This is a genomic window from Gemmatimonadaceae bacterium (genome assembly GCA_020852815.1).
Lineage (GTDB): Bacteria > Gemmatimonadota > Gemmatimonadetes > Gemmatimonadales > Gemmatimonadaceae > SCN-70-22.
On the sequence record JADZAN010000009.1, the window covers coordinates 133,656 to 158,815 of the forward strand.

21 protein-coding genes are annotated in these 25,160 nt (G+C 67.7%); 10 read left to right on the forward strand and 11 right to left on the reverse strand.

Going from position 1 to position 25,160, the window contains the following annotated elements; translation table 11 throughout:
• Nucleotides 1–76 precede the first annotated feature (76 nt).
• Genes sseA through IT359_04765 form a run of 3 tightly spaced genes read right to left on the reverse strand, consistent with a single transcriptional unit; the run spans nucleotide 77 to nucleotide 3,285 of the window.
• On the reverse strand, nucleotides 77–940 hold the full coding sequence (gene sseA / locus IT359_04755; GenBank protein ID MCC6928287.1) for a 3-mercaptopyruvate sulfurtransferase: 864 nt from the start codon (nucleotides 938–940) through the stop codon (nucleotides 77–79).
• A 45-nt stretch (nucleotides 941–985) separates the two neighbouring features.
• A complete protein-coding gene (locus IT359_04760; protein MCC6928288.1) occupies nucleotides 986–2,476 on the reverse strand; it encodes a hypothetical protein in 1,491 nt (496 codons plus the stop codon).
• A 2-nt stretch (nucleotides 2,477–2,478) separates the two neighbouring features.
• Nucleotides 2,479–3,285 (reverse strand): Cof-type HAD-IIB family hydrolase, encoded by an 807-nt coding sequence (locus IT359_04765; protein MCC6928289.1) that lies wholly within the window; start codon nucleotides 3,283–3,285, stop codon nucleotides 2,479–2,481.
• Nucleotides 3,286–3,622: 337 nt separating this feature from the next.
• On the opposite strand from IT359_04765, the gene IT359_04770 reads away from it, so the two are divergent.
• The 3 genes from IT359_04770 to IT359_04780 all read left to right on the forward strand — a co-directional run bounded on the left by IT359_04770 (nucleotide 3,623) and on the right by IT359_04780 (nucleotide 7,458).
• Nucleotides 3,623–4,321: a DUF2239 family protein gene (locus tag IT359_04770; GenBank protein MCC6928290.1), complete on the forward strand. Its 699-nt coding sequence runs from the start codon at nucleotides 3,623–3,625 to the stop codon at nucleotides 4,319–4,321.
• A gap of 7 nt (nucleotides 4,322–4,328) precedes the next feature.
• Nucleotides 4,329–5,732 carry an MATE family efflux transporter gene (locus tag IT359_04775; GenBank protein MCC6928291.1) on the forward strand — a complete coding sequence of 468 codons (1,404 nt, stop codon included), beginning with the start codon at nucleotides 4,329–4,331 and terminating at the stop codon, nucleotides 5,730–5,732.
• A gap of 355 nt (nucleotides 5,733–6,087) precedes the next feature.
• Nucleotides 6,088–7,458, forward strand: coding sequence for a serine hydrolase (locus tag IT359_04780; protein MCC6928292.1), 1,371 nt, complete (start codon nucleotides 6,088–6,090; stop codon nucleotides 7,456–7,458).
• Between the two features lie 113 nt (nucleotides 7,459–7,571).
• Here the strand turns inward: IT359_04780 and IT359_04785 are convergent, their stop codons facing one another.
• The gene (locus tag IT359_04785; protein ID MCC6928293.1) at nucleotides 7,572–7,910 is read right to left on the reverse strand and encodes a helix-turn-helix transcriptional regulator; all 339 of its coding nucleotides are present in this window, start codon (nucleotides 7,908–7,910) and stop codon (nucleotides 7,572–7,574) included.
• A gap of 175 nt (nucleotides 7,911–8,085) precedes the next feature.
• Here IT359_04785 and IT359_04790 point away from each other — a divergent pair, with 175 nt between their 5' ends.
• The gene (locus tag IT359_04790; GenBank protein ID MCC6928294.1) at nucleotides 8,086–8,640 is read left to right on the forward strand and encodes a polyisoprenoid-binding protein; all 555 of its coding nucleotides are present in this window, start codon (nucleotides 8,086–8,088) and stop codon (nucleotides 8,638–8,640) included.
• Nucleotides 8,641–8,720: 80 nt separating this feature from the next.
• On the opposite strand, the gene IT359_04795 is transcribed toward IT359_04790, so the two are convergent.
• A complete protein-coding gene (locus IT359_04795) occupies nucleotides 8,721–10,049 on the reverse strand; it encodes an insulinase family protein (protein ID MCC6928295.1) in 1,329 nt (442 codons plus the stop codon).
• Between the two features lie 113 nt (nucleotides 10,050–10,162).
• A complete protein-coding gene (locus IT359_04800; protein ID MCC6928296.1) occupies nucleotides 10,163–11,554 on the reverse strand; it encodes an insulinase family protein in 1,392 nt (463 codons plus the stop codon).
• Between the two features lie 43 nt (nucleotides 11,555–11,597).
• Here IT359_04800 and murB point away from each other — a divergent pair, with 43 nt between their 5' ends.
• A complete protein-coding gene (gene murB / locus IT359_04805; protein MCC6928297.1) occupies nucleotides 11,598–12,575 on the forward strand; it encodes a UDP-N-acetylmuramate dehydrogenase in 978 nt (325 codons plus the stop codon).
• Here murB and IT359_04810 read toward each other — a convergent pair.
• The gene (locus IT359_04810; GenBank protein ID MCC6928298.1) at nucleotides 12,572–13,768 is read right to left on the reverse strand and encodes an aminotransferase class I/II-fold pyridoxal phosphate-dependent enzyme; all 1,197 of its coding nucleotides are present in this window, start codon (nucleotides 13,766–13,768) and stop codon (nucleotides 12,572–12,574) included. The genes murB and IT359_04810 overlap by 4 nt on opposite strands.
• A gap of 331 nt (nucleotides 13,769–14,099) precedes the next feature.
• Between IT359_04810 and IT359_04815 the strand changes: the two genes are divergently transcribed.
• Nucleotides 14,100–16,007 carry an ATP-binding cassette domain-containing protein gene (locus IT359_04815; protein MCC6928299.1) on the forward strand — a complete coding sequence of 636 codons (1,908 nt, stop codon included), beginning with the start codon at nucleotides 14,100–14,102 and terminating at the stop codon, nucleotides 16,005–16,007.
• 277 nt (nucleotides 16,008–16,284) lie between these two features.
• Nucleotides 16,285–17,649: an amidohydrolase gene (locus IT359_04820; GenBank protein MCC6928300.1), complete on the forward strand. Its 1,365-nt coding sequence runs from the start codon at nucleotides 16,285–16,287 to the stop codon at nucleotides 17,647–17,649.
• 5 nt (nucleotides 17,650–17,654) lie between these two features.
• On the opposite strand, the gene IT359_04825 is transcribed toward IT359_04820, so the two are convergent.
• The 3 genes from IT359_04825 to IT359_04835 are packed head-to-tail and all read right to left on the reverse strand — an operon-like array spanning nucleotide 17,655 to nucleotide 21,027.
• Nucleotides 17,655–18,668 carry a TerC family protein gene (locus IT359_04825; protein ID MCC6928301.1) on the reverse strand — a complete coding sequence of 338 codons (1,014 nt, stop codon included), beginning with the start codon at nucleotides 18,666–18,668 and terminating at the stop codon, nucleotides 17,655–17,657.
• A gap of 57 nt (nucleotides 18,669–18,725) precedes the next feature.
• The gene (locus IT359_04830; GenBank protein MCC6928302.1) at nucleotides 18,726–20,675 is read right to left on the reverse strand and encodes an ABC-F family ATP-binding cassette domain-containing protein; all 1,950 of its coding nucleotides are present in this window, start codon (nucleotides 20,673–20,675) and stop codon (nucleotides 18,726–18,728) included.
• 4 nt (nucleotides 20,676–20,679) lie between these two features.
• On the reverse strand, nucleotides 20,680–21,027 hold the full coding sequence (locus IT359_04835; GenBank protein MCC6928303.1) for a hypothetical protein: 348 nt from the start codon (nucleotides 21,025–21,027) through the stop codon (nucleotides 20,680–20,682).
• Between the two features lie 183 nt (nucleotides 21,028–21,210).
• On the opposite strand from IT359_04835, the gene IT359_04840 reads away from it, so the two are divergent.
• Both IT359_04840 and IT359_04845 read left to right on the forward strand, forming a co-directional pair.
• The gene (locus IT359_04840) at nucleotides 21,211–22,266 is read left to right on the forward strand and encodes a hydrolase (protein MCC6928304.1); all 1,056 of its coding nucleotides are present in this window, start codon (nucleotides 21,211–21,213) and stop codon (nucleotides 22,264–22,266) included.
• 54 nt (nucleotides 22,267–22,320) lie between these two features.
• Nucleotides 22,321–22,593 (forward strand): hypothetical protein, encoded by a 273-nt coding sequence (locus IT359_04845; protein MCC6928305.1) that lies wholly within the window; start codon nucleotides 22,321–22,323, stop codon nucleotides 22,591–22,593.
• Nucleotides 22,594–22,697: 104 nt separating this feature from the next.
• Here IT359_04845 and IT359_04850 read toward each other — a convergent pair whose 3' ends face one another.
• Nucleotides 22,698–22,991 (reverse strand): hypothetical protein, encoded by a 294-nt coding sequence (locus tag IT359_04850; protein MCC6928306.1) that lies wholly within the window; start codon nucleotides 22,989–22,991, stop codon nucleotides 22,698–22,700.
• A 203-nt stretch (nucleotides 22,992–23,194) separates the two neighbouring features.
• Here IT359_04850 and mnmG point away from each other — a divergent pair, with 203 nt between their 5' ends.
• The gene (gene mnmG, locus IT359_04855) at nucleotides 23,195–25,129 is read left to right on the forward strand and encodes a tRNA uridine-5-carboxymethylaminomethyl(34) synthesis enzyme MnmG (protein ID MCC6928307.1); all 1,935 of its coding nucleotides are present in this window, start codon (nucleotides 23,195–23,197) and stop codon (nucleotides 25,127–25,129) included.
• Nucleotides 25,130–25,160: the final 31 nt, after the last annotated feature.

Below are 25,160 nucleotides of genomic sequence, written 5' to 3' on the forward strand. Positions count from 1 at the left end.
CAGGTTTCAGAACCGGTGGCCGCGCCGTCGCCGGCGCAGTGCGCTGGCGCTGCGGCGACCGGTTCCGAAACCACTTCTACCGCGCCGGCCCCGTCTCCACCGGCAGGTCGGCGCGAGCGCCCCACTCCGTCCAGCTCCCGTCGTAGAGTGCGAGCTGTCGCGCCCCCAGCACGTCCATCGCCAGGATTACCGCGCACGCCGTGAGCCCCGAGCCGCAGCTGCACACCACCGCCCGCGCGGGATCAACGCCGGCATCGTGCACGATGCCCCGCAGTTCCTCGTGCGAGCGCAACGTCCCGTCATCGTTCACCAGCGTGGCGTAGTGGATGTTGCGGCTGCCGGGAATGTGCCCGCCGCGAATGCCGGCGCGCGGCTCGGGCTCGATTGCCTGGAAGCGACCGGCGGAGCGCGCGTCCACCACCTGCTCCGCGCCGCTCGCGATGTTCCCCAGCACCCACGCCGCATCTCGCACGCGCGACGGGTCGAGCCGCGCGGTGTACACGGCGGGGACCACCGGCGTTGGCGACGCCGTCACCGGGCGCCCATCGAGCAGCCACCGCTTGAGCCCCCCGTCCAGCACCGCCACGCGCTCGTGCCCAAAGGCGCGCAGCATGAACCAGAGTCGTGGCGCGCTGAAGTTCTGCCCTGAGGTGTCGTAGACCACCACTGCGTCGTCGTTCCCGATACCCAGGCTGCCGATGCGCGCCGCGAAGTGCGCGGCCGTGGGCCAGGTGTGAGGGAGCGACGACGTCTCGTCGCTCAACCAGTCGATGTCCGCGAAGACGGTGCCTTCGATGTGCCGCTGCTCGTACTCCGCGCGCGCGTTGCGCCCGGCGGCCGCGAGGTAGGCGCTGGCGTCGACGACCCGTAGCCCCGGCGAGCCCAGGTGCGTGGCGAGCCATGCGGTCGAGACGAGCGGCGTCGGAAGCGTGATGGTCATGCGACGGGAGAGTGGGAGTCGGTCGGTGGGAAGGGCGCCTGAAATTCAGCGCCACACGGTGGTCGAGACCGCTCCCGCGGGGAGCGGGAGGATGGCGCGCCGCGCCCCCGCAACGAGGGCGATACGTCGCGCGGTGCCCGACGCGTTGACGGCGATGAGGATCTTCGAGCCATCGGGGTTCTGGAACGCCACCGTCTCGACGTCGCGCGCGCCGGTGGTCGAGGCAACGCGTCGTGCCCCGCGGCGTACGAAGCGCGACGCGTGTGCCAGCGCGTAGTACTCCTCGTTGCGCGTCACGCCCCCAGTGACGGAATCGATGGTGACCACTCCGCGGCAGTCATTGCAGCCGCCGGCATGCGGCCCGTGTCGCTCATCGAGCACGAGGTTCCACAGCATCACCCCGCGCGCCCAGTGCCGCGTGGTCCCGATGATCAGCGTGCGCACATTCCAGCGCAGGTTGTCACCGAAGTTGGGAGCCCACGCCCCGCCCGAGCATTCGGTGAACCAGGTGTCCTTGTCGGGATGCGCCTCGTGTACGCGCGATTGCGCCGACACGTCTCCCGCATAGCAATGCCACGCCACCCCGGACACGAAGCGGCGCGCCACCGTGTCGGCCAGCACGCCTGACGGCGAATCGGGAGCATCCCAGTTGTGATCCCAGTCGAGCAGGCGCGTCGCGCTTCCACGGCGTTGCAGGAGCGGACCCAGGTGCTGCCCGATGAATCGCGCACGCTGCGGCGCATCGAAGCGCATCCCGGGATAGTCCTCCGGTTCATGCTGCGGCTCGTTTTGCACACTCAGGAAGTCCACCGGGACACCCTCGCGTGCGTAGCCGTCGAGCGCGCGCGCCAGGTACTCGGCAAACGCCGGGTACGCGTCGTCGCGCAGCGTTCCCTTGTACAGCGACTGCGTGGTCTTCATCCAGGCCGGCGCGCTCCATGGCGTGGCCATCACCTGCACCGCCGGCTGTATGTCGCGAATGGCGCGCAGGAGCGGGAGCACCTCGGCATGGTGCGGCGCCATCGAGAAGCGCGTCAGCGAGTCGTCGCGCGCCCCCGGCTCCACGTCATCAAAGGTGTAGTGCGAGCGTGAGAAGTCCGACGCGCCGATCGTGATGCGCACCATCCCCAACCCGATGCCGTCGCGCTCGGAGAAGAGCTCCCGCAACAGCGCGGTGCGCGGCGCCGGCGCGAGCCTTTGCACGAGCAACCACGCCGACGCATCGGTCAACGCCGCACCAAAGCCGGCAATCTCCTGGAAGCGCTGCGCGGTGTCGACGGTGATGCGAACCATATCCGGCGTCGCCGCGTCGTCATCGACCGCCGACCACGACACATCCGGCTGCCGCGCCAGCAGCTGCGCCCGATCGGGCGTCGTGACCCAGCTCTGCGCGACTCCCGCCGGAACGCTGGACGCCACGTCGCGCGATGACTCGCGCGAGCAGGCAGCCGCCAGCAGCAACGCGAGGGTCGGGAGCCGGTGCCAGGCACTCGCGCCGTGGCGCGGTGCGAGGGCCGTGCGGCATCGCCCTCGCATGCTCACGCTGCCTCGCGAATCCGCAGGGCCAGGTCGAGCGCCTCGGCCAGACCGCCGTCGTCCACGTGCCCCACGACGTGGCGCGCGATCGCGATCGCTTCGGGTTCGGCGTTCGCCATGGCCACCGGGTATCCCACCAGCTGCAATGCCGGCAGGTCGTTCCAGGCGTCGCCCACGAACATGATGTCGCTGGGCGGAATGCCGTACTCGTCGGCCAGCGCCTGCACGCCCGTCCCCTTGTTGGTCCCGCGCGGGAGAATGCCGACGAACAGGGTATCCGGCATCAGTGGCGAAGTGGACGGCCACAGCTCGAGCCCGTCACACGATTCGGCCAGCACCGCCTCGTGCTGCGTCTTTCGAACCATCCACTGCGCCCGGACTACCGGCTGGTCGAAGCTGTCAAACTCCCGGCGTCGGAACGGGACGCCGAGGAGCTCGGCGTGTCGGCGCGTGTAGATGTCGTCGTCCTCGACGGCGTAGTCCGTGTCACCGTAGAACTCCAGGGTAAAGCCCGTGACCTTGGCCCGCTGGCGGAGGAAAGCCGACTGCTCCGCCGTGACGCGCACGGAGTGCGTGCGACCGTCCGGGAAGTGCACGACGCTCGCCCCGTTCTGGAAGATGTGCCACCCCTCTGGCGCAAAGCGCTCGGCATACTCTCGCGTGATGCCAAAGGCTGGCCGCCCCGAGCAGAGGGCGAGCCGGATCCCTGCATCGCGCGCCCTGGCAGCGGCGCGCCAGACGTCGGGATGCACGGCGCCATTCGCGCCCACGAGCGTGCCGTCCACGTCCGCGCAGAGGAGTTGGATCATGACCTGAAAAGTAATGGCGCACGAAGGGCATGCGTCGCGCAGGGCTTGCGCCATGACGCGACGCCCGCGAACGGGCCAGCAATTGCACCTGACGGGACGTTCGGCGCCCGACGACCACGCGGGGCACATCACTTCCTGGAGTGCGTGGTCAGGTCGTCGGTCAACGGTCGACCCCCGACCCTCCTCGTTCAGAGGCGGTTCAAGGCGAGCGGGCGCAGTGCTGGTGGCCTCACCACTCAGGCGACGGTGCGGGCCTCGGCAACGACGCTCGATCCGCGGAGTTTGTGAGATCATTACATCCGGGTGATATTGACCTGCCGATATTGGCCCGGGTAGAATGCTCCCTCCCATAGCCCAGGCGCTCCTGATGTCGCCCCCTGCTGTCACCTCCTCGCACCATTCGGGCTCACCCGAATCCCCTGAATCCCGGGAATCGCCGCCTCGGTTCGCCGTTGCCTTCGAGGGGGACCGACTCGTCGCGGCGGGCCCGTTCGATCGCGTCTCCGAATCGGTCCGAGCCGCACAGGCGCGCGGGGGGCACGGCGCCATTCTCGTCTTCGACGCCCGCAGCAGCGAGCAGCTCGAGGTCGATCCGCGCACCCCGACGGGCGCCGCAGCCGCACTCGACCCCACCGCATCAAAGCTGACGGCCAGCGAGGTCGAGCCACATCGAGGGCCCGGGCGTCCACGGCTGGGCGTGGTCGCGCGCGAGGTCACCCTTCTCCCGCGACACTGGGAATGGCTCGCCACGCAGCCAGGTGGTGCGTCGGCCGCGCTGCGCCGACTCGTCGAACAGGGGCGCAGTGCGGGCGTCGAGCGTGATCGCGTACGCGAGGCCCAGGAGTCGGCGTACCGCTTCATGTCGGCCACGCTTGGCAACCAGCCGCGTTTCGAGGAAGCGTTGCGTGCGCTCTTCGCGGGCGAAGGCGTGCGTTTCCACGACCTGACCGATGCCTGGCCACGTGACCTGCGCGACCACGCCCGGCAGGTTGCCGCCGCGGCCTTCCCTTCCCCGCCCTCCTCCTCGTCGCCCTAGACATCCCATGCAGGATCTCACGCAGGGCTCGATCCCGCGACACATCGTGCGCATGGCGGCGCCGCTGGCGATCGGGATGCTCTTCCAGACCGCCTACTATTTCGTCGACCTGTATTTCGTCGGCCGGCTCGGCGATGCCGCGATTGCCGGCGTTGCGGCTGCCGGCAACATCCAGTTCATCGTCGTGGCACTCACGCAGGTCCTGGGCGTGGGGACAATGGTGCTCATCTCGCACGCCGCCGGACGGAGGGATCGCGACGACGCCACGCTCATCTTCAATCAGAGCCTCGTCATGGCGGCACTCGCCGCGGCGATCACGCTCGGGATCGGCTTTCCGTTCTCCGGCGCCTACCTCCGCACCGTCGCCGCCGATGCGGCGACCGTCGCGGCGGGCAAGGCGTACCTGTACGGATTCCTCCCGGCCCTGGCCCTGCAGTTCGCGCTCATCTCGATGGGGTCCGCACTGCGAGGAAGCGGAATCGCCAAGCCGACCATGGTGCTGCAGATGCTCACCGTCGTCCTCAACGCGGCGCTGGCCCCGATCCTCATTGCGGGGTGGGGCACGGGATACCCGTTAGGCGTGGCCGGCGCGGGCCTGGCCAGCACCGTCTCGGTGGCGGTCGGCGTGGTCCTCCTCACCGTGTACTTCCGTCGCATCGAGAAGTTTGTCCACTTCGATGCCGCACTCTTCCGGCCGCGCTTTGCGGTCTGGTGGCGCATGCTGCGCATCGGCGTGCCAGCGGGCGCCGAGTTCCTGCTCATGTTCCTCTCGATGGCGGTGAACTACTGGATCATCCGGAGCTTTGGCTCCGCGGCGCAGGCAGGGTACGGCGTCGGCTCGCGGGTGCTGCAGGCCGTCTTCCTCCCCGGCATGGCGGTCGCCTTCGCCGCGGCACCCATTGCCGGACAGAACCTCGGGGCCGGCCTCACCGATCGTGCGCGTCACACCTTTGTGGATGCGGTCAAGATCGGGAGCGCGATCATGCTCACGCTCACCATCATCTGCCGGTGGCGTCCGGACTGGCTCGTGCACTGGTTCTCCTCCGACCCGGTCGTGGTCGCGACCGCCGCCGAGTTCCTGTCCGTCATCTCATTCAACTTCATCGCCTCGGGGATCGTCTTCACCTGCTCGGGGATGTTCCAGGCCATGGGCAACACCGTCCCCACGGTGATCAGCAGTGCCGTGCGCCTCGTCCTGTTCGTCGTTCCCGCGCTCTGGGTGTCGCAGCGCCCGGGATTCTCGCTCACGCAGTTATGGTACGTCTCGGTGATCGCCAGCAGCGCCCATGCGCTCTTTGCCGTCTGGCTGCTGCGACGCGAGGCAGCAAGGCGCCTCTCATTCGGGAGCGCGCGGAGTGCCGCGTTGGCCGTCGAGGTGGCGCCCGAAGTGGCCCCCGAGGCAGCAGGCTAGACACCATCGCACGGATGGTCGCCGGCGCGCCCGCGCTTCTCATGGGACGACCTGGACGCGCTCTGGCCTTCGAGAAAGGTGGTTGTACGTTCCGGCGTCGCCCGTGAGTCCTAGGCGCCGCCGGATTCGCGTTTGCAAACCCACGCTCACTCCAAAGGCGATCATGTTGAGTCCATCGCCGCGTGCTCGCGGAACGCCCACTCGCCCCTCTTCCCTTCCCCGTCGCGTAGTTCGAGTCGTTCGTGTAGTTCGCCTAGTTCGCGTCCTTCGCGTCGTACTGTGCGCCATCGGGCTCGTCACGGCAGGTGAGTCGGTCGCCCAGCCGCCTGCACCCGTGCTCGCCGCGCACCCGCGCATGCGCGAGGCCACCGCGCTCCTCGACAAGTGGCTCGACGCCCAGCGGGCGTACCAGCGGATACCGGGTCTTGCAGCTGCTGCAGTCCACGATCAGGAAGTCGTCTGGCAGGGCGCATCGGGGATGGCCGATGTCGAGCGGAGGATTCCAGCCTCTCCCGCGTCGCTCTACAGCATCTGTTCGATCTCCAAGCTGTTCACCTCGATCAGCGTCATGCAGCTGCGCGACCGGGGCACCGTTCGGCTCGACGATCCGGTGGAGCGGCACCTGTCGTGGTTCAACATCCGGCGAACGCACCCCGAGTCCGGGCCAATCACCGTCGAGGGATTGCTCACGCACGCCTCCGGCCTGCCACGCGAGGCTGCCTTTCCGTACTGGTCGGCCCCGGACTTCGACTTTCCGTCGCGCCAGCAGATCGTCGACGCGCTCGCCAGCGAGGAGACGCTCTACCCCGCGGAGACGTTCTTCCAGTATTCCAACCTCGGCCTCACCCTCGCCGGCGAGATCGTGAGCAAGGTCTCGGGACAGCCGTACGGCGACTACGTTCGCGCCAACGTCCTGTCGCCGTTAGGCATGACCAGCACCTACCCCGAGATCCCGGTCGAGGAGAAGGGGCGTCGAATGGCGGCCGGCTACGGCCCGCTCACCCGCGAGGGGACGCGCGCGCTGCTCCCGCTCTTCACCGCGAAAGGAATCGCCCCCGCCGCCGGCTATGCCTCGAGTGCGCTCGACCTCGCGCGCTTTGCCTCGTGGAACTTCCGCCTGCTGGCCAAGGGAGGGACGGAAGTCCTGCATGCCAACACGCTCCGCGAGATGCAACGCGTCCACTTCGTCGACCCATCATGGGAAACCACCTGGGGGCTGGGCTTCTCGGTCTCGCGCAGTGCGCCGGACAACAAGACCTTCGTGGGCCACGGCGGGAGCTGCCCCGGCTTCCAGACGCAGCTGCAAATGCAGCTCGACGAGAAGGTGGCAAGCATCGCGATGTCGAACGGGATGGATGTGAACGCCGGCGCCCTGGCGCGCGGGATCTACGACATCATCTCTCCCGCCCTCAAGGCCGCGTTAGGCGATTCCGCGCGCAAGCTCCAGGCACTCGACCCGGCGCTCGAGCGCTACCTGGGAACATACGCCAACGCGTGGCGCGGCGAGACGGAGGTCATCGCATGGGAAGGCGCCCTGGCCGTGGTGAGCCTGCCGAGCGATGCCCCGCTGCGTAGCATCACCAAGCTGCGGAAGGTTGGCGAGCACACCTTTCGTCGCGTGCGAACCGACGGCAAGCTCGCGGAGCCCTGGACGTTCACGGTATCACCCGAGGGACGCGCCACCGCGCTCACCCTGAACTACCAGGTATCGCCCCGCCTGAGTTGACAGGGCGCGTTAGGCGATAAGGACATCGGACAAGGGAAGGGAGCAAACGAAAAACGGCGCCAGTTGGCGCCGTTCTTCACTCCCGTCCCCCGTCCCCCGTCTCCCGTCCGCAGCTACGCCACGCTCTCCGCTGCCTCGGGATACTTCTCCGCCCAGCGCGCCAGCGCGCAAAAGGCCTCGTCCAGGCCGCGTCCCTTGTCGGTCAGCTCGTACTCGACGCGAACCGGAGTCTCCGGTACGACGATGCGTTCGATGAGCCCCTCATGCTCGAGTTCGCGAAGTCGCTCGGCGAGCATGCGATCGCTCATGTCGGGAATGGCGGCGGCAATGGCGTTGAAGCGCGTGCGCCCGCCGAGGAGGATACGAAGGATCGCGCCCGTCCATCGCTTGCCGATGAGTTCGACGGCGTGGTGAAAGCGTGGACAGAGCGCAATCGGGTGTGATTCCGACATGGCGCCTCGCTTACGGAAAAGAAGTTACTTGACAGAAGAACTAACCGCGCTTACTCTTACTCACAGAAAGTAAGCTGCTCACCCGAAAGGGCAATGGGTCATTCGACCCAGCGAGCCCACAAAGCCTGAAGCCGTCACTCCAATACCACTTTATCATTTCTTGAGGATTCCTGCCATGACCGCTCCCGCCGCCACGCAGCTCTCGACCTGGTCGATCGACGCGACACACACCCACGTCGAGTTCGCGGTCCGTCACATGATGGTCGCCACCGCCAAGGGGCACTTCTCCGATGTGAAGGGGACGGTCGAGTTTGACGGCCAGAACCTGGCCACCGCCTCGGTCGACGTGGAGATCGCGGTGAACTCGATCGACACCAAGCAGACGGACCGCGACAACCACCTCAAGTCCGCGGACTTCTTCGACGTGGCCAACCACCCCACGATGACCTTCAAGAGCACGCGCATCGTGCCAAAGGGTGGCAGCGAGTTCGACCTCGTGGGTCAGCTGACCATTCGCGGCACGACCAAGGAAGTCGTGCTCGCCGGCGAGTCGAATGGCGTGTTGCGTGACCCGTGGGGAATGGATCGCGCCGGCTTCAGCGCCACGGGGAAGATCAATCGCTTCGACTTTGGGCTGCACTGGAACGCCGCCCTGGAAACCGGCGGCCTCGTGGTCGCGCAGGACGTGAAGATCGCCATCGAACTCGAGATCGTGAAGCCCGCCGCCTAAGCAGACGCACGGAACGGTCGGCAGGAACCGCAAACGGCGCCGCAAGGCGCCGTTTGCACTCCCGTCCCCCGTCCCGCCCTTCAGAACTTCTCGAACGATCGCGTCGGCGCCTTCTTCGCGTCTCCCACGTACACCCACCGCACGTCGCGGATGTAGCGCTGGGCCGCGCGCTGGATGTCGAGCGGTGTCACGCTGCGCAGCTGTTGCTCGAAGCGCGCCACCGCGCGGATGTCACCCTCGAACAGGTAGGAGCGGGCCAGGAAGTCGGCTTGCTGCGTATTGGACTCGTTGTCGAGGTAGAATTGCGTCAGGAACTGCTGCACGAGGCGGCCCAGTGCCTCCTCGTTGATCGTCCCGGTGCGCACGGCGGCGAGTTGCTGCCGCATGAGGTCGACGGTGAGTTCCGGCTGGACGGTGGTGACGTAGAACCCGCCAGCCGCAACGGCACGCTCCAGGAACGGCGCATCGACGGCATAGGTCAGGTTGCGCCGCGAGCGAATCTCGCCAAAGAGCTGCCCGGCGAGGACGGCCGCCGTGATGCGCAGCGCATAGTACTCCTTGCTCCCCCCGCGCGGCCCGGCGTAGCGCCCCATGATGTAGTTGGTCGGGAGCACCCGGTCCACCGCGTATGACGTGGCCCGGGTCCGCGGCAGCGTATCCGGGAGCGTCCAGCTGTACGACCCCGCCGGGAGCTTCGCCAGCGTGAGCCCGACCAACCGCTCGACCTTCGAGCGTGGAATGTCCCCAACGACGACGAGCAGCATGCGCGACTTCACGACCTGCTCGCGCTGGAAGGCGCGAAGGTCGGCGACCGTGATGCGCGACAGCGAGCCCTCGGTCCCGGCGGGAGGGATGGCGTACGGATGCCCCGCGAACGCCACCGAGTCGGCGAGGTACTCCAACAGCGCGTCGGGGGAGTCCTGCCGCTGGCTGACGCCCAGCAGGAATTGGCGCCTGACGAGTTCGACCTCCGCGCTATCGAGCGTTGGCTGCGTGAGGCGCGATGCGAAAATCGCCCACGTACTGTCGAAGGTGGTCCGCGTGGCCCGGACGCCGAGCACGGTCCAGTCGGGATCGGCATCGGTGACGATCCCCGTCCCCAGTCGCGACATTACTCGCCGCAGTCGGTCTTTAGGGTAACTGCGCGTGCCGCGCTCGGTCGCCTCCAGGAAGAACGGCTCGATCCCCGCGTTGGCCCATGTGACCTGCCGCGTTCCGCCCAGCAGATACAGGTTCGCGACGGCGATATCGCCCGCCGTTTGTCGCTGGATGACGCGAATGCCGCCCGTTTCGTAGGTGACGGTCCCCGTATCGGCCGCCGCGGCGCCACCGTCAGCAGCAACGCGTGACGTCGCCTGCGCCACAGCGGCGACGGGAAACCAGACTGCCGCCAGGAGCGCGACGAGCACCGGGTAGGCGGGGCTGCGACGGCGCGGGCATCGACGCGCGAGAGCGATCGCGAACCCCGGACCGCTCCCTCGCGTCTTCTCGTCTTCCCGTCCGCTCGTCTTCTGCCCCTCTCTCATTGCACCACCTTCGGCAGCAAGTCGCTCTCCTTGAGGTTGATGCGCTTGCGCGCCTCGGGATCGATCAGGACCCCCACGATCCTCGACTTGCCGACGATGTACTTCCGGGCGTACCCCTGCAAGTCGGTGAGCGACTGCTTCGCCATCCCATCGATATACCCCATGTAGTAGTCCAGCCCTGACACGGCCCACCAGAAGCCTAACGTGTGGGCGAAGCCGCTGGCCCGATCCTCCCCATATGCGGTGCTCACCGCCCGCTCGGCCTTCACGTTGGCCAACTGCTCCGGCGTGATGTAGCCGGCATCGCCGAACTTGCCGATCTCGCGGTCGAGCGCCGCAAGCGCCTCCTTGAGTTGCTCCGGCGTCGTCTGCCCCATGATGGAGATGGGCCCCTTCTGGTCCAGCGTGTAGTAGTTCACCCCCACCGACTGGAAGAGCCCCGTGTCGACCAGGCGTTGCTGCAGCGGCGACACCGGCTGGTTGAGCGCATCGCTGAACACGTCGGCCGCGTACGTCGCCGCGGGATCCTGCCGCACGCTGGGCCCCTGCCACTGGATCATCAGCGTGACGGCATTGACGGGCTGCTCGACGATGACGGCCTCGCTCGCCGTGAGCGCGGGGATCGGCGGGATGGGATCCTTCACGAAGGGATCGTCCCCCTTCTTCCAGTCGCCAAAGACCTCCTCCGCCAGCTGAAAGACGCGCGCCGGCTCCACGTCACCCGCGACCACGAGCGCCGAGTTGTTGGGGACGTAGTACTTCTTCTGGATCTCGCGCATCTTCTCCGGCCCCACGCTCTGCAGTACGGGGCGCTCCCCGATGATGTTCTTGCGGCTCCACTGTCCGGGATACGTGCGCTTCCCGATGGCCTCCTGCAACGTGAAGAAGGGCGACGCCTCGTTGCGATCGTACTCGCCCAGCACGACCTGCCGCTCGCGCTCGAGCTCCTCGCGCAGGAACTTCGGCTCCCGCAGCGCCGCGGCAATGAGGCGCATGGCTCCCTCGAGCGAATCCCTGGGAAGCGTCATGTAGTAGTTGACGCGCTCCTCCTGTGTCGTCCCGTTGAAGACGGCGCCCAGCTCCGAGGCGCGGTCGATGAACTGGTCGGGGAGCGGCAATTGTGCGTTGGCCTTGAAGAACATGTGCTCGTACATGTGCGCGAGCCCCTCGTAGCCCGGCGGCTGCGTGAACGAACCGTTGCGCACGTTGATCTCCACGGTGGCCAGCGGGACGCCGTGGTTTTCGGCCACGATGATCTCCATGCCGTTGGACAACACTCGCTGGTGGATCCACTTCTCGAGGCTCGCGCGCTGGGCGTGGGCAGGCGGCGCCCACGTCACGAGGGCGAGGACAGTCAGGCATGCGGCGCGCAGAATCGGTACTGGCATTACGTCCTCGGCAAACGGGCGCCGCTGGCGGGGGAATCCCGCCATGGCTTTCTTTCCCATCACTATGACTCAAACGCCTGCGGCCATCGCTGCGTTCGCCGACGCGGCGCGTGGACGGCTCGCGGCCGTGCGCTTGCGCGCCAACGAGCCGCTGGCTCCATACACCACGTTCAGGATCGGCGGTCCCGCCGACCTGTTGTACGATGCCACCTCAGCCGACGATCTGGCAGAGGCGGTGACGCTCGCGCGCCGGACCGGTACGCCGTATTTCGTCCTCGGGCTCGGGGCCAACATCCTGGTCGGTGACCGCGGCTTTCGCGGCGTGGTCATCCGCAACGGCGCGCGCAGTCACCGCTTCCTGGACGACACGACGTTGTATGCGGAGAGCGGGACGACGATCCGCGACCTCATCTTCGTGGCAATCGAGCACGGGCTGTCGGGGCTCGAGCACTACATCGGGATTCCCAGCACGGTGGGCGGTGCGGTGTGGCAGAACCTGCACTTCCTGTCGCCGGCCCCCGAGCGCGCACGCACCATGTACATCGCCGAGGTGGTGGAGTCGGTCGACCTCCTCACCGAGGCGGGGGAGCGCGTGACGGTCGATCGCGACGCGATGGCCTTCGGCTACGACACCTCGCGGCTGCACCACTCGCCCGACGTCGCACTCGCCGTCACCTTCCGCCTAACGCCTGGCGACCCGTTCGTGATGCACCGGATCCTGCAGGAGAACCTCAGCTGGCGCGGGGCGCGCCATCCCTGGCTCGAGATTCACCCCAGCGCCGGCTCGATCTTCCGGAAGATCGAGGGGGTCGGCGCCGGACGGCTGATCGACCAGTGCGGGCTCAAGGGGTTCCGCATCGGCGGGGCGCAGATCTCCCACATCCACGCCAACATCATGGTGAACCTCGGCCACGCCACCGCCGACGACGTGCGCGCACTCATCACACACGCGCAGCAGGCCGTGGCCGAGCGCTTCGGCGAGCAGCTGCAACCCGAAATCGGCTTCATCGGGGAGTTCTAGCGGCGCTTCCGCTCCAGGAAGGGCCCCATGTGCGCCAGCGCCGCCTTGAGCTGCGGGACCGGCGCCGTGTAGGCGAAACGCAGGAAGTCGTTGGCCCGGTGCGACCCGAAATCGCGCCCCGGCGTGAGCGCGACCCCCGTCTCGTGCAGCAGCTCGCGGGTGAAGTTCCAGGCATCGTGGGTGAAGGCGCTGCAGTCGACGTACACGTAGAATGCCCCATCGGGCTTGCAGGCGACGGTGAGCCCCACATCGTCGAGCGCCGGCACCACGTAGTCGCGCCGCGCCTTGAGCTCGGCGCGTTGCGCCTCGTAGATCGCCGTGCTCTCCGGCTCCATGGCCGCCACGCCGGCCCACTGCGACGGCGCCGCCGCCGAGATGAACATGTGCTGCGACATCCGCAGCGTCGACTCGAAGTACGGCTCGGGAATGACCATCCACCCGAGGCGCCATCCCGTCATGTTGTAGTACTTGGAGAACGAGTTCACCACGAAGACGTCATCGCCTAACGCGGCGGCCGTTTGCGGGTGCGTGTCGTACGTGAGGCCATGGTAGATCTCGTCGACGATGAGCGCCCCGCCGCGCGCGCGCACCACGTCGTGGATGGCGCGCAGCTCGCCGTCGGGGATGATGGTCCCGGTCGGGTTGGCCGGCGAGGCGGCCAGCACGCCACGCGTCGCCTCGCCCCAGTGGCGGTCGACGAGCTCCGCCGTCAGCTGAAAACGCTCCGCGGCCCCGACCGGAATGTGGCGCGCCCGGGCGCCGCAGAAGGTGAGGAGCGCCCGGTTGGACGGATAGCCCGGGTCGGCCATCAGGAACTCGTCACCGGGATTGGCCAGCACGCCAAACGCCATCGTCAGCGCCCCCGATGCCCCGGTGGTGACGAGAACCCGCTCCGCCGGTACCGAGACGCCGTACCGCGTCGTGTAGTGCCGCGAGATCGCCGCGCGCAGCTCGGGTATGCCGGCCGGAATGGTGTACCGCGTCTCGCCGCGTCGCATCGCCTCGGCGGCGGCATGCACCACACGCGGCGGGGTGGGGAAGTCCGGCTCGCCCACGCACATCAACCGCACGTCTTTCCCCGTGCGGATCATCTCCATCGCCTCGCCATAGATCGCAACGGCGTAGAAGGGCTCGGTCTCCTGTGCGCGCGTCGTGATGCGCGGGATGGGCGGGAGCTGGATGGTGGAATGCACGATGGACCTGATCGGAGGTGCGAGAAGGAAAGCGCCAGAAGTGAAGCGACGGACGTGGGGCGAGTTGCGCGCGGTATGCGTGCAAAGCCGTGCGCGCAAACAGTGCGAGCAGGGCAGTGCGCGCGAGTGGTGGTGCGTCGCACGCGCGCTTCCGCCCGAGCGCTAAAGCAACGTCCCCCTGACGCGCGTGGCAACGGGCGAGCAGGCGGGCCTTCGGGCGAACGGGCCAACGCGCGAGCGGTGTCGTTATCCTTCGTGCCCCACCGGCAGCGGAGCTCCCATTGCGAAGGGGCGCCGCGCCGCCCCTTCGGACATTCCCTCCGGCGCCGCAGTGTCGCTCCTCTCCATTCAGCAGGTCACGATCGCCTTTGGTGGCCCGCCAGTGCTCGACGGGGCCTCCTTCTCCATCGAGCGCGGCGAGCGCGTCTCGCTGGTGGGGCGCAATGGGGCGGGGAAGAGCACACTGATGAAGCTGCTGGATGGCTCGGTCGTCGCCGATTCGGGTGAGATCGTGCGGCAGGGTGGAGTCACGGTGGCGCGACTGGAGCAGGACATCCCGGACGACGTGCAGGGAACGATCTACGAGGTGGTGGCGGAGGGGCTGGGTGAGGACGGGAAGCTCCTGTCGCACTATCACGAGGCTTCGCTGCGGGTCGGCGTCGACCCCTCGGACTCGAACCTCAGGGCGCTCGACCGGCTGCACCACGCCATCGACGCCGCCAATGGCTGGCGACTGCACACGCACGTCGAGACTGTCCTCGCCCATCTCGGCCTCGACCCCGACGTCGCCTTCGACCGCGCATCCGGCGGCCGCAAGCGCCAGGCGCTCCTCGCGCGTGCGCTCGTCAGGCAGCCCGACGTCCTCCTGCTCGACGAGCCGACGAATCATCTCGACATCGACGCGATCGAGTGGATGGAAGGCTACCTGATGGAGGCCGGGATCACCCTCCTCTTCGTGACGCACGATCGCGCCTTCCTGCGGCGCCTGGCGACGCGCATACTCGAGCTCGACCGCGGGAAGCTCGTTGATTGGGGAGGCGACTACGACACGTACCTTCTCCGCAAGGACGAAGTGTTGGCCGCCGAGCAGAAGGCGTGGGACGAGTTCGACCGCAAGCTGGCGATCGAGGAGACGTGGATCCGCACCGGCATCCAGGCTCGGCGAACGCGCAACGAGGGGCGCGTGCGCGCCCTCGAGGCGATGCGTGTCGAGCGCACGGCGCGGCGCGAGCGCGTCGGGTCGGTGAAGCTGTCGGCGCTGGAGAGCGAACGCTCCGGGCGCCTGGTGATCGAGGCGCGCGACGTGTCGTTCGCTCACGCCGATCGCGAGATCGTGCGCGCCTTCTCGTCCACGATCATGCGCGGCGACCGCGTGGGCTTCATCGGCCCGAACGGCTCGGGGAAGACCACGCTCCTCCGCCTCCTGCTGGGCGAACTCGAGCCGCAGGCGGGAAGCGTTAGGCACGGCACCGGGCTCGAGGTTGCTTACTTCGACCAGCTGCGTGACACGCTCGACCCCGAGCGCTCGGTCTTCGACTCGATCGCCGACGGCGCCGACTGGGTGCAGCTGGCGGGTGGACGCAAGCATGTGCACGGCTACCTGCAGGACTTCCTCTTCACGCCCGACCGGGCGCGGACCCCCGTGCGCGCCTTGTCGGGGGGCGAGCGCAATCGGCTCCTGCTGGCGCGTCTCTTCACGCGGTCGTTCAACGTGCTGGCGATGGACGAGCCAACCAACGACCTCGACATCGAGACACTCGACCTCCTCGAGGAACTCCTGCTCGACTACAGCGGGACCCTGCTCCTGGTGAGCCACGACCGCGAGTTCCTCGACCACGTGGTCACCAGCACGCTGGTGATGGAAGGGCGGGGGAGGGTGGGCGAGTATGCCGGCGGCTACAGCGACTGGGTGCGACAGCGTCCGGCCCCCCCTCTCGTCACCGCCGCCAAGGCGGCGCCTGCCATCGCACCGCCAGCGCCCGCACCCCGCCGCAAGGACAAGCCTCGCAAGCTTTCCTTTCGAGAGCAGAAGGAACTGGACGAGCTCCCCGACCGCATCGACGCGCTCGAGCGGGAAAGGGCGTCGCTCTTTACATCGCTCGCCGATCCGGCCTTCCTGCGTGATGGCGTCGCCGTGAGCGCGGCCAAGGCGCGTCTGGCATCGATCGACGACGAATCCTCAGCTGCAATGATGCGCTGGGAGGAGTTGGAGGCGATCGCGTCGCCTGGCGCGGGGTAAGCGAGCCGCGCGCAGTTGGATGCGGCGTGCGGCGTGTCGAGTGCGAAGCGCGGGGTGCAATCGCCCGCCGGGCATCGCGTGGTTTGCTCGTGAGGCACGTCGCGCGCGGCAAGGTGTTTCGGCGCCGAGACTTCACCCCCCTCGACCCCTCACCACCCCTCGCCAGCCCTTCCACCAGCGCAACACCCCATGCCGTGGTGTCTCGCGCCACCCGCCGCACCACGACATTCTTTGCCCGCGCTCGCCCGTCCCGATTCCCATTCCTGAGCCCTGCGTCATGCGCCTTTCCAATTCTCTCCGCCCCTCCCACCTCGTCCCGCAACGGCGCCTCGCCGCAGTCGCCGCGCTCTCGGTCGCGCTCTCCGCGTGGTCGGCGCTTGCGCACGCGCAGGGCGCCAACCTGTCCGCGCTGCACGCCGCGATCGACAAGCAGGCGATCGACATCGAGGCAAAGGTGGTCGCGTGGCGCCGCGACATACACCAACACCCCGAACTCTCCTTCCAGGAAACGCGAACCGCCAAGCTCGTCGCCGATCACCTCAAGTCGCTGGGGCTCGAGGTCCAGACGGGGGTGGGCGGGAACGGCGTGGTCGGCATCCTGCGCGGCGGGAAGCCAGGCCCGGTGGTCGCGCTGCGCGCGGACATGGATGCGCTCCCCGTCACCGAGCTGGTCGACCTCCCCTTCAAGAGCACCGTTCGCGCGGTGTACAACGGTCAGGAGACGGGCGTCATGCACGCCTGCGGTCACGACAACCACGTCGCGATCCTGATGGGAACCGCCGAAGTGCTCACGGGGATGAAGGCGCAGCTCCCGGGTACGGTCAAGTTCATCTTCCAGCCCGCGGAGGAAGGGCCCCCCGTGGGCGGCGCAGGCCCGATGATCGAGGCGGGAGTGCTCGAGAAACCGAAGGTCGACGCGATCTTCGGCTTGCACGTCGGCCCCGGACCGTTAGGCGGCGTGTCATGGCGTGGTGGCGCCACCGCCGCAGCCGCCGACCAGTTCCGCATCGTCGTGCGTGGACGACAGACGCACGGCGCCTATCCCGCCGCCGGCGTCGATCCCATCGTCGTCGGCTCGCAGGTGGTCCTCGCGCTGCAAACGATCATTAGCCGGCAGTCCGACCTCACCACCGCCCCCGCCATCCTCACCGTCGGCGCCTTCCACGCCGGCTTGCGCGAGAACATCATCCCCGACAGTGCGTGGATGATCGGGACAATCCGCACCCTCGACCCCGGGATGCGCACCGAGATCCACCAGCGGCTGAAGCGTACCGCCGAACTCATTGCGGAGAGCGCTGGCGCCACGGCCGATGTGAAGATCGAACTCGGCTACCCGGTGACCATGAACACGACCGCACTCGCGCGGCGCATGCTCCCCTCCCTGCAGCGCGTCGTTGGCGCCGACAAGACCACCGAGACGCGCCCTGGCACCGCCGGCGAGGACTTCTCGCGCTATCTCGAAAAGGTCCCCGGCTTCTTCTTCTCCCTCGGCGTCACGCCGGCCGACAAGGACCCGCGAACGGTCGCCGCCAATCACTCCCCACTCTTCTTCGCCGACGAGAAGGCCCTTCCCGTCGGCGTCCGCCTCATGTCCAGCGTCGCCGTCGACTTCCTCGCCCAAGGCGCCCAGGTACAACCGTAACACCCCTAGTCCGACGGCATCTCCCCGCGCCCCTCGCCGTCCCGCTTCGCCCGCCACCACGAGGCAACCACGCCCGCCGCGAGAATCGCCGCCACCATCCCCAGCAGCCAGAAGTTGAAGTTCGGCCCCAGATGGTCCTTGAGCAGGTCCGCCACCAGCATCTTCACCCCTACCAGCCCCAGGATCGCCGCCAGCGACACCTTCAGGTACCGGAACTTCTCGATTGCCCCCGCCAGCGCGAAGTACAACGAGCGCAGCCCGAGGATCGCGAAGACGTTGCTCGTGAAGACGAGGAACGGATCGGTGGTGATGGCGAAGATCGCCGGAATGGAATCGACGGCGAAGATCAGGTCGGTCGTTTCCACCAGCACGAGCGCCACGGCAAGCGGCGTCAGCACCCACTTCCCCTCCTGCCACACGGCGAAGTGCTGCTCGTGATAGGTCGGCGTGATGGGGAAGGCGCGACGCAGCAGACGCAACACGACGCCGTCGCCCGGCGTCTCGCTGTGCTCCTCCTCCCTCGCCAGCAGCATCCTCGCCGCCGTGAACACCAGGAACGCCCCGAACAGGTACAGGATCCAGTGATAGCGCGCGATGAGCGAGGCGCCTAACAGGATCATGCCCCCGCGCATCGCCAGCGCGCCGAGAATCCCCCAGAACAGCACGCGATGCTGGTACAGCGCCGGCACGCGCATGTACTGGAAGATCATCGCAATGACGAAGACATTGTCGGCCGAGAGCGAGAGTTCGATCACATACCCCGTGAAGAACTTCACCGCCGCCAGCCGCCCGTCATTCACCATCCCGTCCAGCTTGTCGACGTGCGTGCCCAACCCCAGCCAGTGGTGCTCGTAGAGGAAGTACACGAGCACCCCGAAGCAGACGGCAAGGAAGGCGACGACCAGCGTGAAACGCAGCGCCTCCTTGATGGAGACCACATGCGCTTCCTTGTTCAGGACGCCTAGGTCGATGGCGAGGACGAGCAGCACAAAGGCGAGGAATCCGCCCCATGCCCACAGTTCGGGATTGATGGGAATACCCTGGGTCAACGGGTGAGGGCGAGCGGCATCATCGGGCTACGTCGCGTCCAGCGCTTCCGCCGCCGACAGCGCCGCTTCCCACGCGTGCATCGCATCCGCCAGCGCGAGCCTGGTCTCGTCCAGTTCGCGTGACAAGCGCGTGGCCTGCGCATGGCCATCCGGACGAGTGTACAGCGCCGCATCGGCCAGCGCGGCGTCAAGTTCGGACACCTTCTGCTCCAGTAACGTTACCCGCTCCTCCGAACGTTCCGCCGCCCGTCGGATGTCGCGCGCCGTGCCGCGCCGCTTCGACTCGCCCTCGGCGCGCTTCCTTGCCTCGACCTTCTCCTGCGCCTTGCGCTCCGCTGCAGCCGCCGACTCGCGCGTCGCGCGCTCCGTCGCCTCGCGATCGCGCTGCTCCTCGAACTCGGCGAAATCTCCGTCGAAGACGCGAATCGTCTCGTCGCGGAGCTCCCACACGCGCGTCACCAGCTTGCGAAGCAACTCCCGGTCGTGGCTCACCAGGACCACCGTCCCCGCATAGCGCTCGATCGCGTCCTCGAGCTGCTCGATCGATTCCACGTCCAGGTGGTTGGTCGGCTCATCGAAGACCAGGAGGTTGGCCTCCTCGAGCATGAGCATCGCCAGCGCCACGCGCGCCAGCTCGCCCCCCGAGAGCGACGACGCCGTACGCATCACCTCATCACCCGAGAACTTCACCATCCCCAGGTGTCCCTGGATTGTCCCGCGCTCCCACATCGGGCGCATGTCGCCGATGATGTCATACAGCGACTTGTGGCGCGGCACGTTGGCGAAGTCCTGTCGATACATCGCGGCCGTGGTCCCACCACTCATCCTGATCTCGCCGGACGACAGCGCGCGCTCGCCGAACAGCGCCTTGAGCAGCGTGGATTTCCCCGTGCCGTTCGCCCCGATCAATCCCACGACATCCCCCCGGCGAATCCACTCGGTGAAGCCGCGCAACAGGACGCGATCGCCAATCGCCACCGTCGCGCGATCGAACACCGCGACCTGGTCACCACCACGCTCGCCCGGAGGAAACCGCACCGCCATGGCCGACTCGTCGTCGGGCGGGGGACTCAGGCGCGGAAGCCAGGCGAGGCGCTTGCGCCGCCCCTTTGCCTGCTTCGTGTTGGTCCCCGCGATGTTGCGCCGGATGTAGTCCTCCTCCTTCGCAATCGCTCTCGATTGTTTGTCGAACGCCCGCTGTTGCGACAGCCGCCGCTCGGCGCGCTGCGTCACGAAGTGCGCATAGCCGCCGTCGTACGCCGCGGCGGTCAGGTCCTCCAGGTGCAACACGTGGTCGACGATCCGGTCCAGGAAGGCGCGATCGTGCGAGATCACCAGCACCGTCTCGCGCGTCTCGCGCAGGTACTCCTCCAGCCAGCGCGTCGTCTCCAGGTCAAGGTGATTCGTGGGCTCGTCCAGCAACATGACATCGGCCGGGAGCACCAGCTGGCGCGCCAGCGCGACACGCCCGCGTTCGCCGCCGCTCAGGTGCGACAGCGCCTCGTGACGCGCCTGCGCGGGGTCGAAGCCAAGTCCCGCCAGTACCGCGTCGACTCGCGAAACGTAGGTATAGCCCCCTTCGTGCTCGAACCGCTCCAGGTCACGCGCGTAGCGATTGAGTTGCTGCTCGCTGACTCGCTCTCCCGCATGTGCGAGCTCCGCGGCCTGCCGGGCCAGGTCAGCCTCGAGGTCGATCAGCTCGCGGAAGGCGTCGGCCACCGCCCCCCACACGGTGGTCGCGCCCGGGAACTCACGATGCTGATCGAGCACCGCGATGCGCAGCCCCGGCGTCTTGGCGATCGTCCCCGTCGTCGGGCGCTGCTCCCCGGTGAGCATCCGGAACAACGTCGTCTTTCCCGAGCCGTTGCGCCCGATCACCCCCCACTTCTCCCCTTCACCCACGGTGAAGGTGAGGTCGCGGAGAATCGTGGTCGCGCCGAACGAGACGCCGACACCGTTGAAGGAGAACTGCGTCACCCTTCTATCCTCCCCACTCTTTCCACGTCGACTCGGCAAGACCGATCGTCAGCTTGTGCTGACAGCGTGCGAGCGGGATGCGCAGTATGAGCGGTTCGTCCACCAGCTTCTCCAGCCAGCGATCGTCCGAGTATCGCGCTACCCCCAGACCCAGTTCCTGAAAGCGCTTCGACTCGCGGTCGATGAGCGCCTCCACGCCGAACTTCTGGGCGAATCGCTTCAGCTCGCCTGGCGACGCCGCACGTTCGTTCAGGTCCACGAAGTGCGTCTTGACCCGGCGCTCGGCGAAGAATCGCAGCGCCTTTCGGGTATCAGCGCTCTTCCTGGTGCCGAAGATTTGGACCTCGATCATGCAATGGAGTCTAACAGGGCCGAGTGGCGCTCCTCCAGCCAGCGCTCCTCCAGCCTGCGCGCACCCACCACGCACCCGCCACGCACCCGCCACGCACCCGCCACACACGGACGTCGCCCCTCCCCTCCCCGTCCCGCCCTTCATCTTCCTCACCTGCTGCCGCGACTCCCCGCAGCGACTCGCGTGATTGATCACCCGCTCCCATCCGCAGCGCCCAGCGCCTATCAGCCGGCGTGGTGGCTCTCCAACCCGCATGTCTCCACCATGTGGGGGAAGTTCTTCCGCTCCCCTCCCGCGCTCGATGCCAGCGTCGAGCGTTTGTGTACCCCCGACGGCGACATCCTCGATGTCGTGCGCACCAAGGCCCCTGCGCAGGCACCCGAGGAGGCCCCCACCTTCCTCCTGCTCCACGGCCTCGAGGGAACGTTGCGGTCCCACTACGCCGCCGGGATGCTCCGCGAAGCGCAACGGCACGGGTGGCAGGCAAACCTCCTCCTGTTCCGCTCCTGCAACGGCGAGCCCAATCGCGCCGCTCGCTCATATCACTCCGGCGAGACAACCGACCTGCAGTTCACGGTCGAGCGACTCCTCGAGGAGCGACCCCGTGCCCCGTTGGTGCTGGCCGGTGTGTCGTTAGGCGGCAATGTCCTCCTCAAGTGGCTCGGCGAGCGCGGGGACTCGCTCTCGCCGCATGTCGCTGCCGCGGTCGCCGTCTCCACCCCCTTCGACCTCGCGCGCTCCTGCGCTCATATCGACAGCGGCTTCGCCCGCCTCTACGCCTGGAACTTCCTCAGAACACTCAAGGCCAAGGCCCTCGAGAAGATCCGGCAACACCCGGGCATCGCCGACCCTGCGCGCGTCGCGGCGGCCAATTCCCTGTGGGCCTTCGACGACGCCTTCACCTCGGTCGTCCACGGCTTCGTCGACGCCGCCGACTATTACTACCAGTCGTCGTCCATCCGGTACCTCCACGCCATCCGCGTCCCGACGCTCCTGCTCAGCGCACGCGACGACCCTTTTCACCCCCCGGAAGTCCTGCACGACGTCGAAGACATCGCGCGGCACAACCCGTCGCTCCACCTCGAGTTCCCCGCCCGCGGCGGACACGTCGGTTTCGTCGAGGGACTCCACCCCGCGCGCACCACATACTACATGGAGCGCCGCATCACACACTTCGCCAACACCCAGCTCGGCGGATCGCTCCACCATGGAGCCCCCATCACCCGAACGTTAGGATAGCCCCCCCTCGTCTTCTCGTCTTCTCGTCTTCTCGTCTTCTCGTCTTCTGCCCCTATGAGCGACGCCGCCCTCTTCATCGCCTTCTTCGGAGGACTCATGCTCCTCCGCTTCATCGTGGCGACGATCGCTTTCCTCGTCATCCTGCCGCCGGGCGAACGGTGCCCCAATTGCGATTCCCCCACGCTCCGCGTGGAGTCACGCCTTTACGGCCGGATCCTCCCCTGGTTCCGCGAGAGCTGGTGCATCGAGTGCGGGTGGCAGGGACTCCTGCGGCGCTCCCCGCTCACCGAGCCCACCGCCGAGCGTCACTACTCCCGGCAGCGTTAGGCAGTCCTCGCGTCGAGCACGGCGGCCCGCCATCGCCGCAAACGCCGCGCGCCGCAAATGCTGCTCGCCGCAATAGCCGCGCGCCGAGCACGGCGGCCCAGCGACTACGCCGGACGACGCGCCATCACGTGCACGCCCAGCCAGTCGGGCCAGTTGCCGGTGAGTTCGAAGAAGTCCTCGAAGTAGGTGAGTCCCGCCCCCTCGAGATCAGCGATCAGGTCCTGCATCGCGTCGTCCTCCGGGATGGGACCCACACACACCAGCTCCCCCTCGACACGGAACTCGTCGGCGGTGAGCCCCAGCCGTTCATCGATCGCCGAGCGCGTGAGACCGGTGCGCTCGAACGCTTCCTTGCGAATCACCAGGGCCGGATGGCCGGCGGGAAGATGCAGCGGCATGGGCGTGTCTCGTCGAGGTAAGGCGCGCACACTAACGCGCCGCCGCCACCGAAGAAAGCGCGACACACTACGGAGTGCCACGCGCCTGCCGACGCCTCTCCCTACACTCCCGCCGAGCTCCTCCGGTCACAGGCTCGCGGACGCATTCCGTCGCGCCCGTGCAGTCGACCGTTCGCGAGGAGTCCAGTAGCTTCGTCAGGATCATGTCCGCCACCGAACACGACTTCGATGTCATCGTCATCGGGGCTGGTCACGCCGGCACCGAGGCGGCCGTTGCCGCGGCGCGGTCGGGGGCCACCGTTGCCCTCGTCACGAGCGCGCTCGAGACCATTGGACAGATGTCGTGCAATCCCGCCATCGGTGGGGTCGCCAAGGGTACGGTCGTACGCGAAGTCGATGCGCTGGGCGGCATCATGGCGCGCGCCACCGATCTGGCCATGCTCCAGTTCCGGATGCTCAATCGCGGCAAGGGGGCCGCCGTCTGGGCACCGCGCGCGCAATGCGATCGCGGGTTGTACCGTCGAGCCGTGCGCTCTCTCCTGGAACAGCAGCCGCTGCTCCACACCATTCAGGGGACGGTCGCCCGACTACTGCTCGACCACGCCGGGCGGACAGTCCACGGCGTCGAGACGCTCGAGGGACGACGGTTCGGCGCCAAGGCGGTGGTCATCACCGCCGGCACCTTCCTGCGGGGCCGCATTCACATCGGGACTGAAACGCGCATCGCTGGCGGGCGCGCGGGTGAGGGTGCGGCCCTTCACCTCGCGGAGCAGCTCGAGGAGGCGGGGCTCGAGGTGGCGCGCTTCAAGACGGGAACTCCTCCGCGCATCGACGGACGCAGTGTCCGCTTCGACTCACTGGAGCGCCAATCCAGCGAAGTCGATCAGTTCGACTATTCCTGGTCTCACTTCTGGGCGACGCCTCGGCGACATCATAACGGCACCAGACATCCTGAGCAGATGGAGTGCTGGGTTACGTACCTCGGTGAGCCTGGCAAGCGCATCATCCAGGAGAATATCGCCCGGTCGGCGATGTATGGTGGCGCTATCGCCTCGCGCGGCCCCCGATATTGCCCTTCCGTCGAGGACAAGATCGTCAAGTTTCCCGCCGCCGAACGACATCAGGTCTTCCTTGAGCCCGAGGGTCACGACACCTCCGAACTGTACGTTAACGGCATGTCGACCTCGCTCCCTGCCCCCGTACAGCTCGACGTGCTGCGCACCATTCCGGGGCTCGACGATGTTCGGATGACCCGTGCCGGATACGCCATCGAGTACGACTACTTCCCGCCGACGCAGCTCGACCAGTCGCTGCAGGTCAAGGCGATCGCTGGTCTCTACTTCGCCGGCCAGGTCAACGGTACAACCGGGTACGAGGAGGCGGCGGGGCAGGGGGTCGTCGCCGGCATCAATGCGGCGTGCGCCGCGATGGGGAGCGCACCGCTCTACTTGGGGCGCGAAACGTCCTACATCGGTGTGCTCGTCGACGACCTCGTCCACCGCGGCGTCGACGAACCGTACCGACTCTTCACCTCGCGTTCGGAGTTTCGCCTGACGGTGCGACAGGACAACGCGTTGCGGCGCCTCGCCCCGGTGGCCCTCGAGCGGAATCTCTATGGCGCGCGCGAAGCGGCCATCGTCGCCCAGCGCCTCGAGGACGAAGATCGCGCATTGCGCCTGGCGGCCGAGACGAGCATTCGGCCGGAACAGGTCAACGCGCGCCTGGCCGTGCTCGGCAGCGCCCCCATTCCGCATTCGCTCAAGGTGCTCGAGCTCGCACGCCGTCAGGAGGTACAGCTCCGCGAACTCTTCGCGCTCACCGGTGTTGGCGACAACCTTGCACTCGACGCTCTCGTCACCGCCGAGCTCGAGATCAAGTATGCGGGCTACTTCGAGCGGGAACGCGTGCAGGCCGACAAGCTCCGGCGCATGGGACATTTCGCCCTCGAGGCCGACTTGCCGTACGCGTCGATGCAATCCGTCTCCTTCGAGGCGCGGCAGAAGTTCGCCCACCAGCGTCCGCGCTCCCTCGCTCAAGCGGCGAGCATTCCCGGCGTCTCCCCCAACGACCTGCAGAATCTCGTCCTGGAAGTCGAGCGCCATCGCCGCGTTGCGAGCAAGGGGAACGCGGCGTCCTGAAGGGGCGCGGTGTCGCTCGACGGACACCATG

What these genes read in the sequence shown, in the direction of transcription:
- IT359_04800 (MCC6928296.1), bottom strand. Translation starts at nt 11,554, where the DNA reads ATGCCAGTACCGATTCTGCGCGCCGCATGCCTGACTGTCCTCGCCCTC.
- IT359_04775 (MCC6928291.1), top strand. Translation starts at nt 4,329, where the DNA reads ATGCAGGATCTCACGCAGGGCTCGATCCCGCGACACATCGTGCGCATG.
- IT359_04765 (MCC6928289.1), bottom strand. Translation starts at nt 3,285, where the DNA reads ATGATCCAACTCCTCTGCGCGGACGTGGACGGCACGCTCGTGGGCGCG.
- murB (MCC6928297.1), top strand. Translation starts at nt 11,598, where the DNA reads ATGGCTTTCTTTCCCATCACTATGACTCAAACGCCTGCGGCCATCGCT.
- mnmG (MCC6928307.1), top strand. Translation starts at nt 23,195, where the DNA reads ATGTCCGCCACCGAACACGACTTCGATGTCATCGTCATCGGGGCTGGT.
- sseA (MCC6928287.1), bottom strand. Translation starts at nt 940, where the DNA reads ATGACCATCACGCTTCCGACGCCGCTCGTCTCGACCGCATGGCTCGCC.
- IT359_04785 (MCC6928293.1), bottom strand. Translation starts at nt 7,910, where the DNA reads ATGTCGGAATCACACCCGATTGCGCTCTGTCCACGCTTTCACCACGCC.
- IT359_04820 (MCC6928300.1), top strand. Translation starts at nt 16,285, where the DNA reads ATGCGCCTTTCCAATTCTCTCCGCCCCTCCCACCTCGTCCCGCAACGG.
- IT359_04850 (MCC6928306.1), bottom strand. Translation starts at nt 22,991, where the DNA reads ATGCCGCTGCATCTTCCCGCCGGCCATCCGGCCCTGGTGATTCGCAAG.
- IT359_04790 (MCC6928294.1), top strand. Translation starts at nt 8,086, where the DNA reads ATGACCGCTCCCGCCGCCACGCAGCTCTCGACCTGGTCGATCGACGCG.
- IT359_04760 (MCC6928288.1), bottom strand. Translation starts at nt 2,476, where the DNA reads ATGCGAGGGCGATGCCGCACGGCCCTCGCACCGCGCCACGGCGCGAGT.
- IT359_04835 (MCC6928303.1), bottom strand. Translation starts at nt 21,027, where the DNA reads ATGATCGAGGTCCAAATCTTCGGCACCAGGAAGAGCGCTGATACCCGA.
- IT359_04770 (MCC6928290.1), top strand. Translation starts at nt 3,623, where the DNA reads ATGCTCCCTCCCATAGCCCAGGCGCTCCTGATGTCGCCCCCTGCTGTC.
- IT359_04780 (MCC6928292.1), top strand. Translation starts at nt 6,088, where the DNA reads ATGCGCGAGGCCACCGCGCTCCTCGACAAGTGGCTCGACGCCCAGCGG.
- IT359_04845 (MCC6928305.1), top strand. Translation starts at nt 22,321, where the DNA reads ATGAGCGACGCCGCCCTCTTCATCGCCTTCTTCGGAGGACTCATGCTC.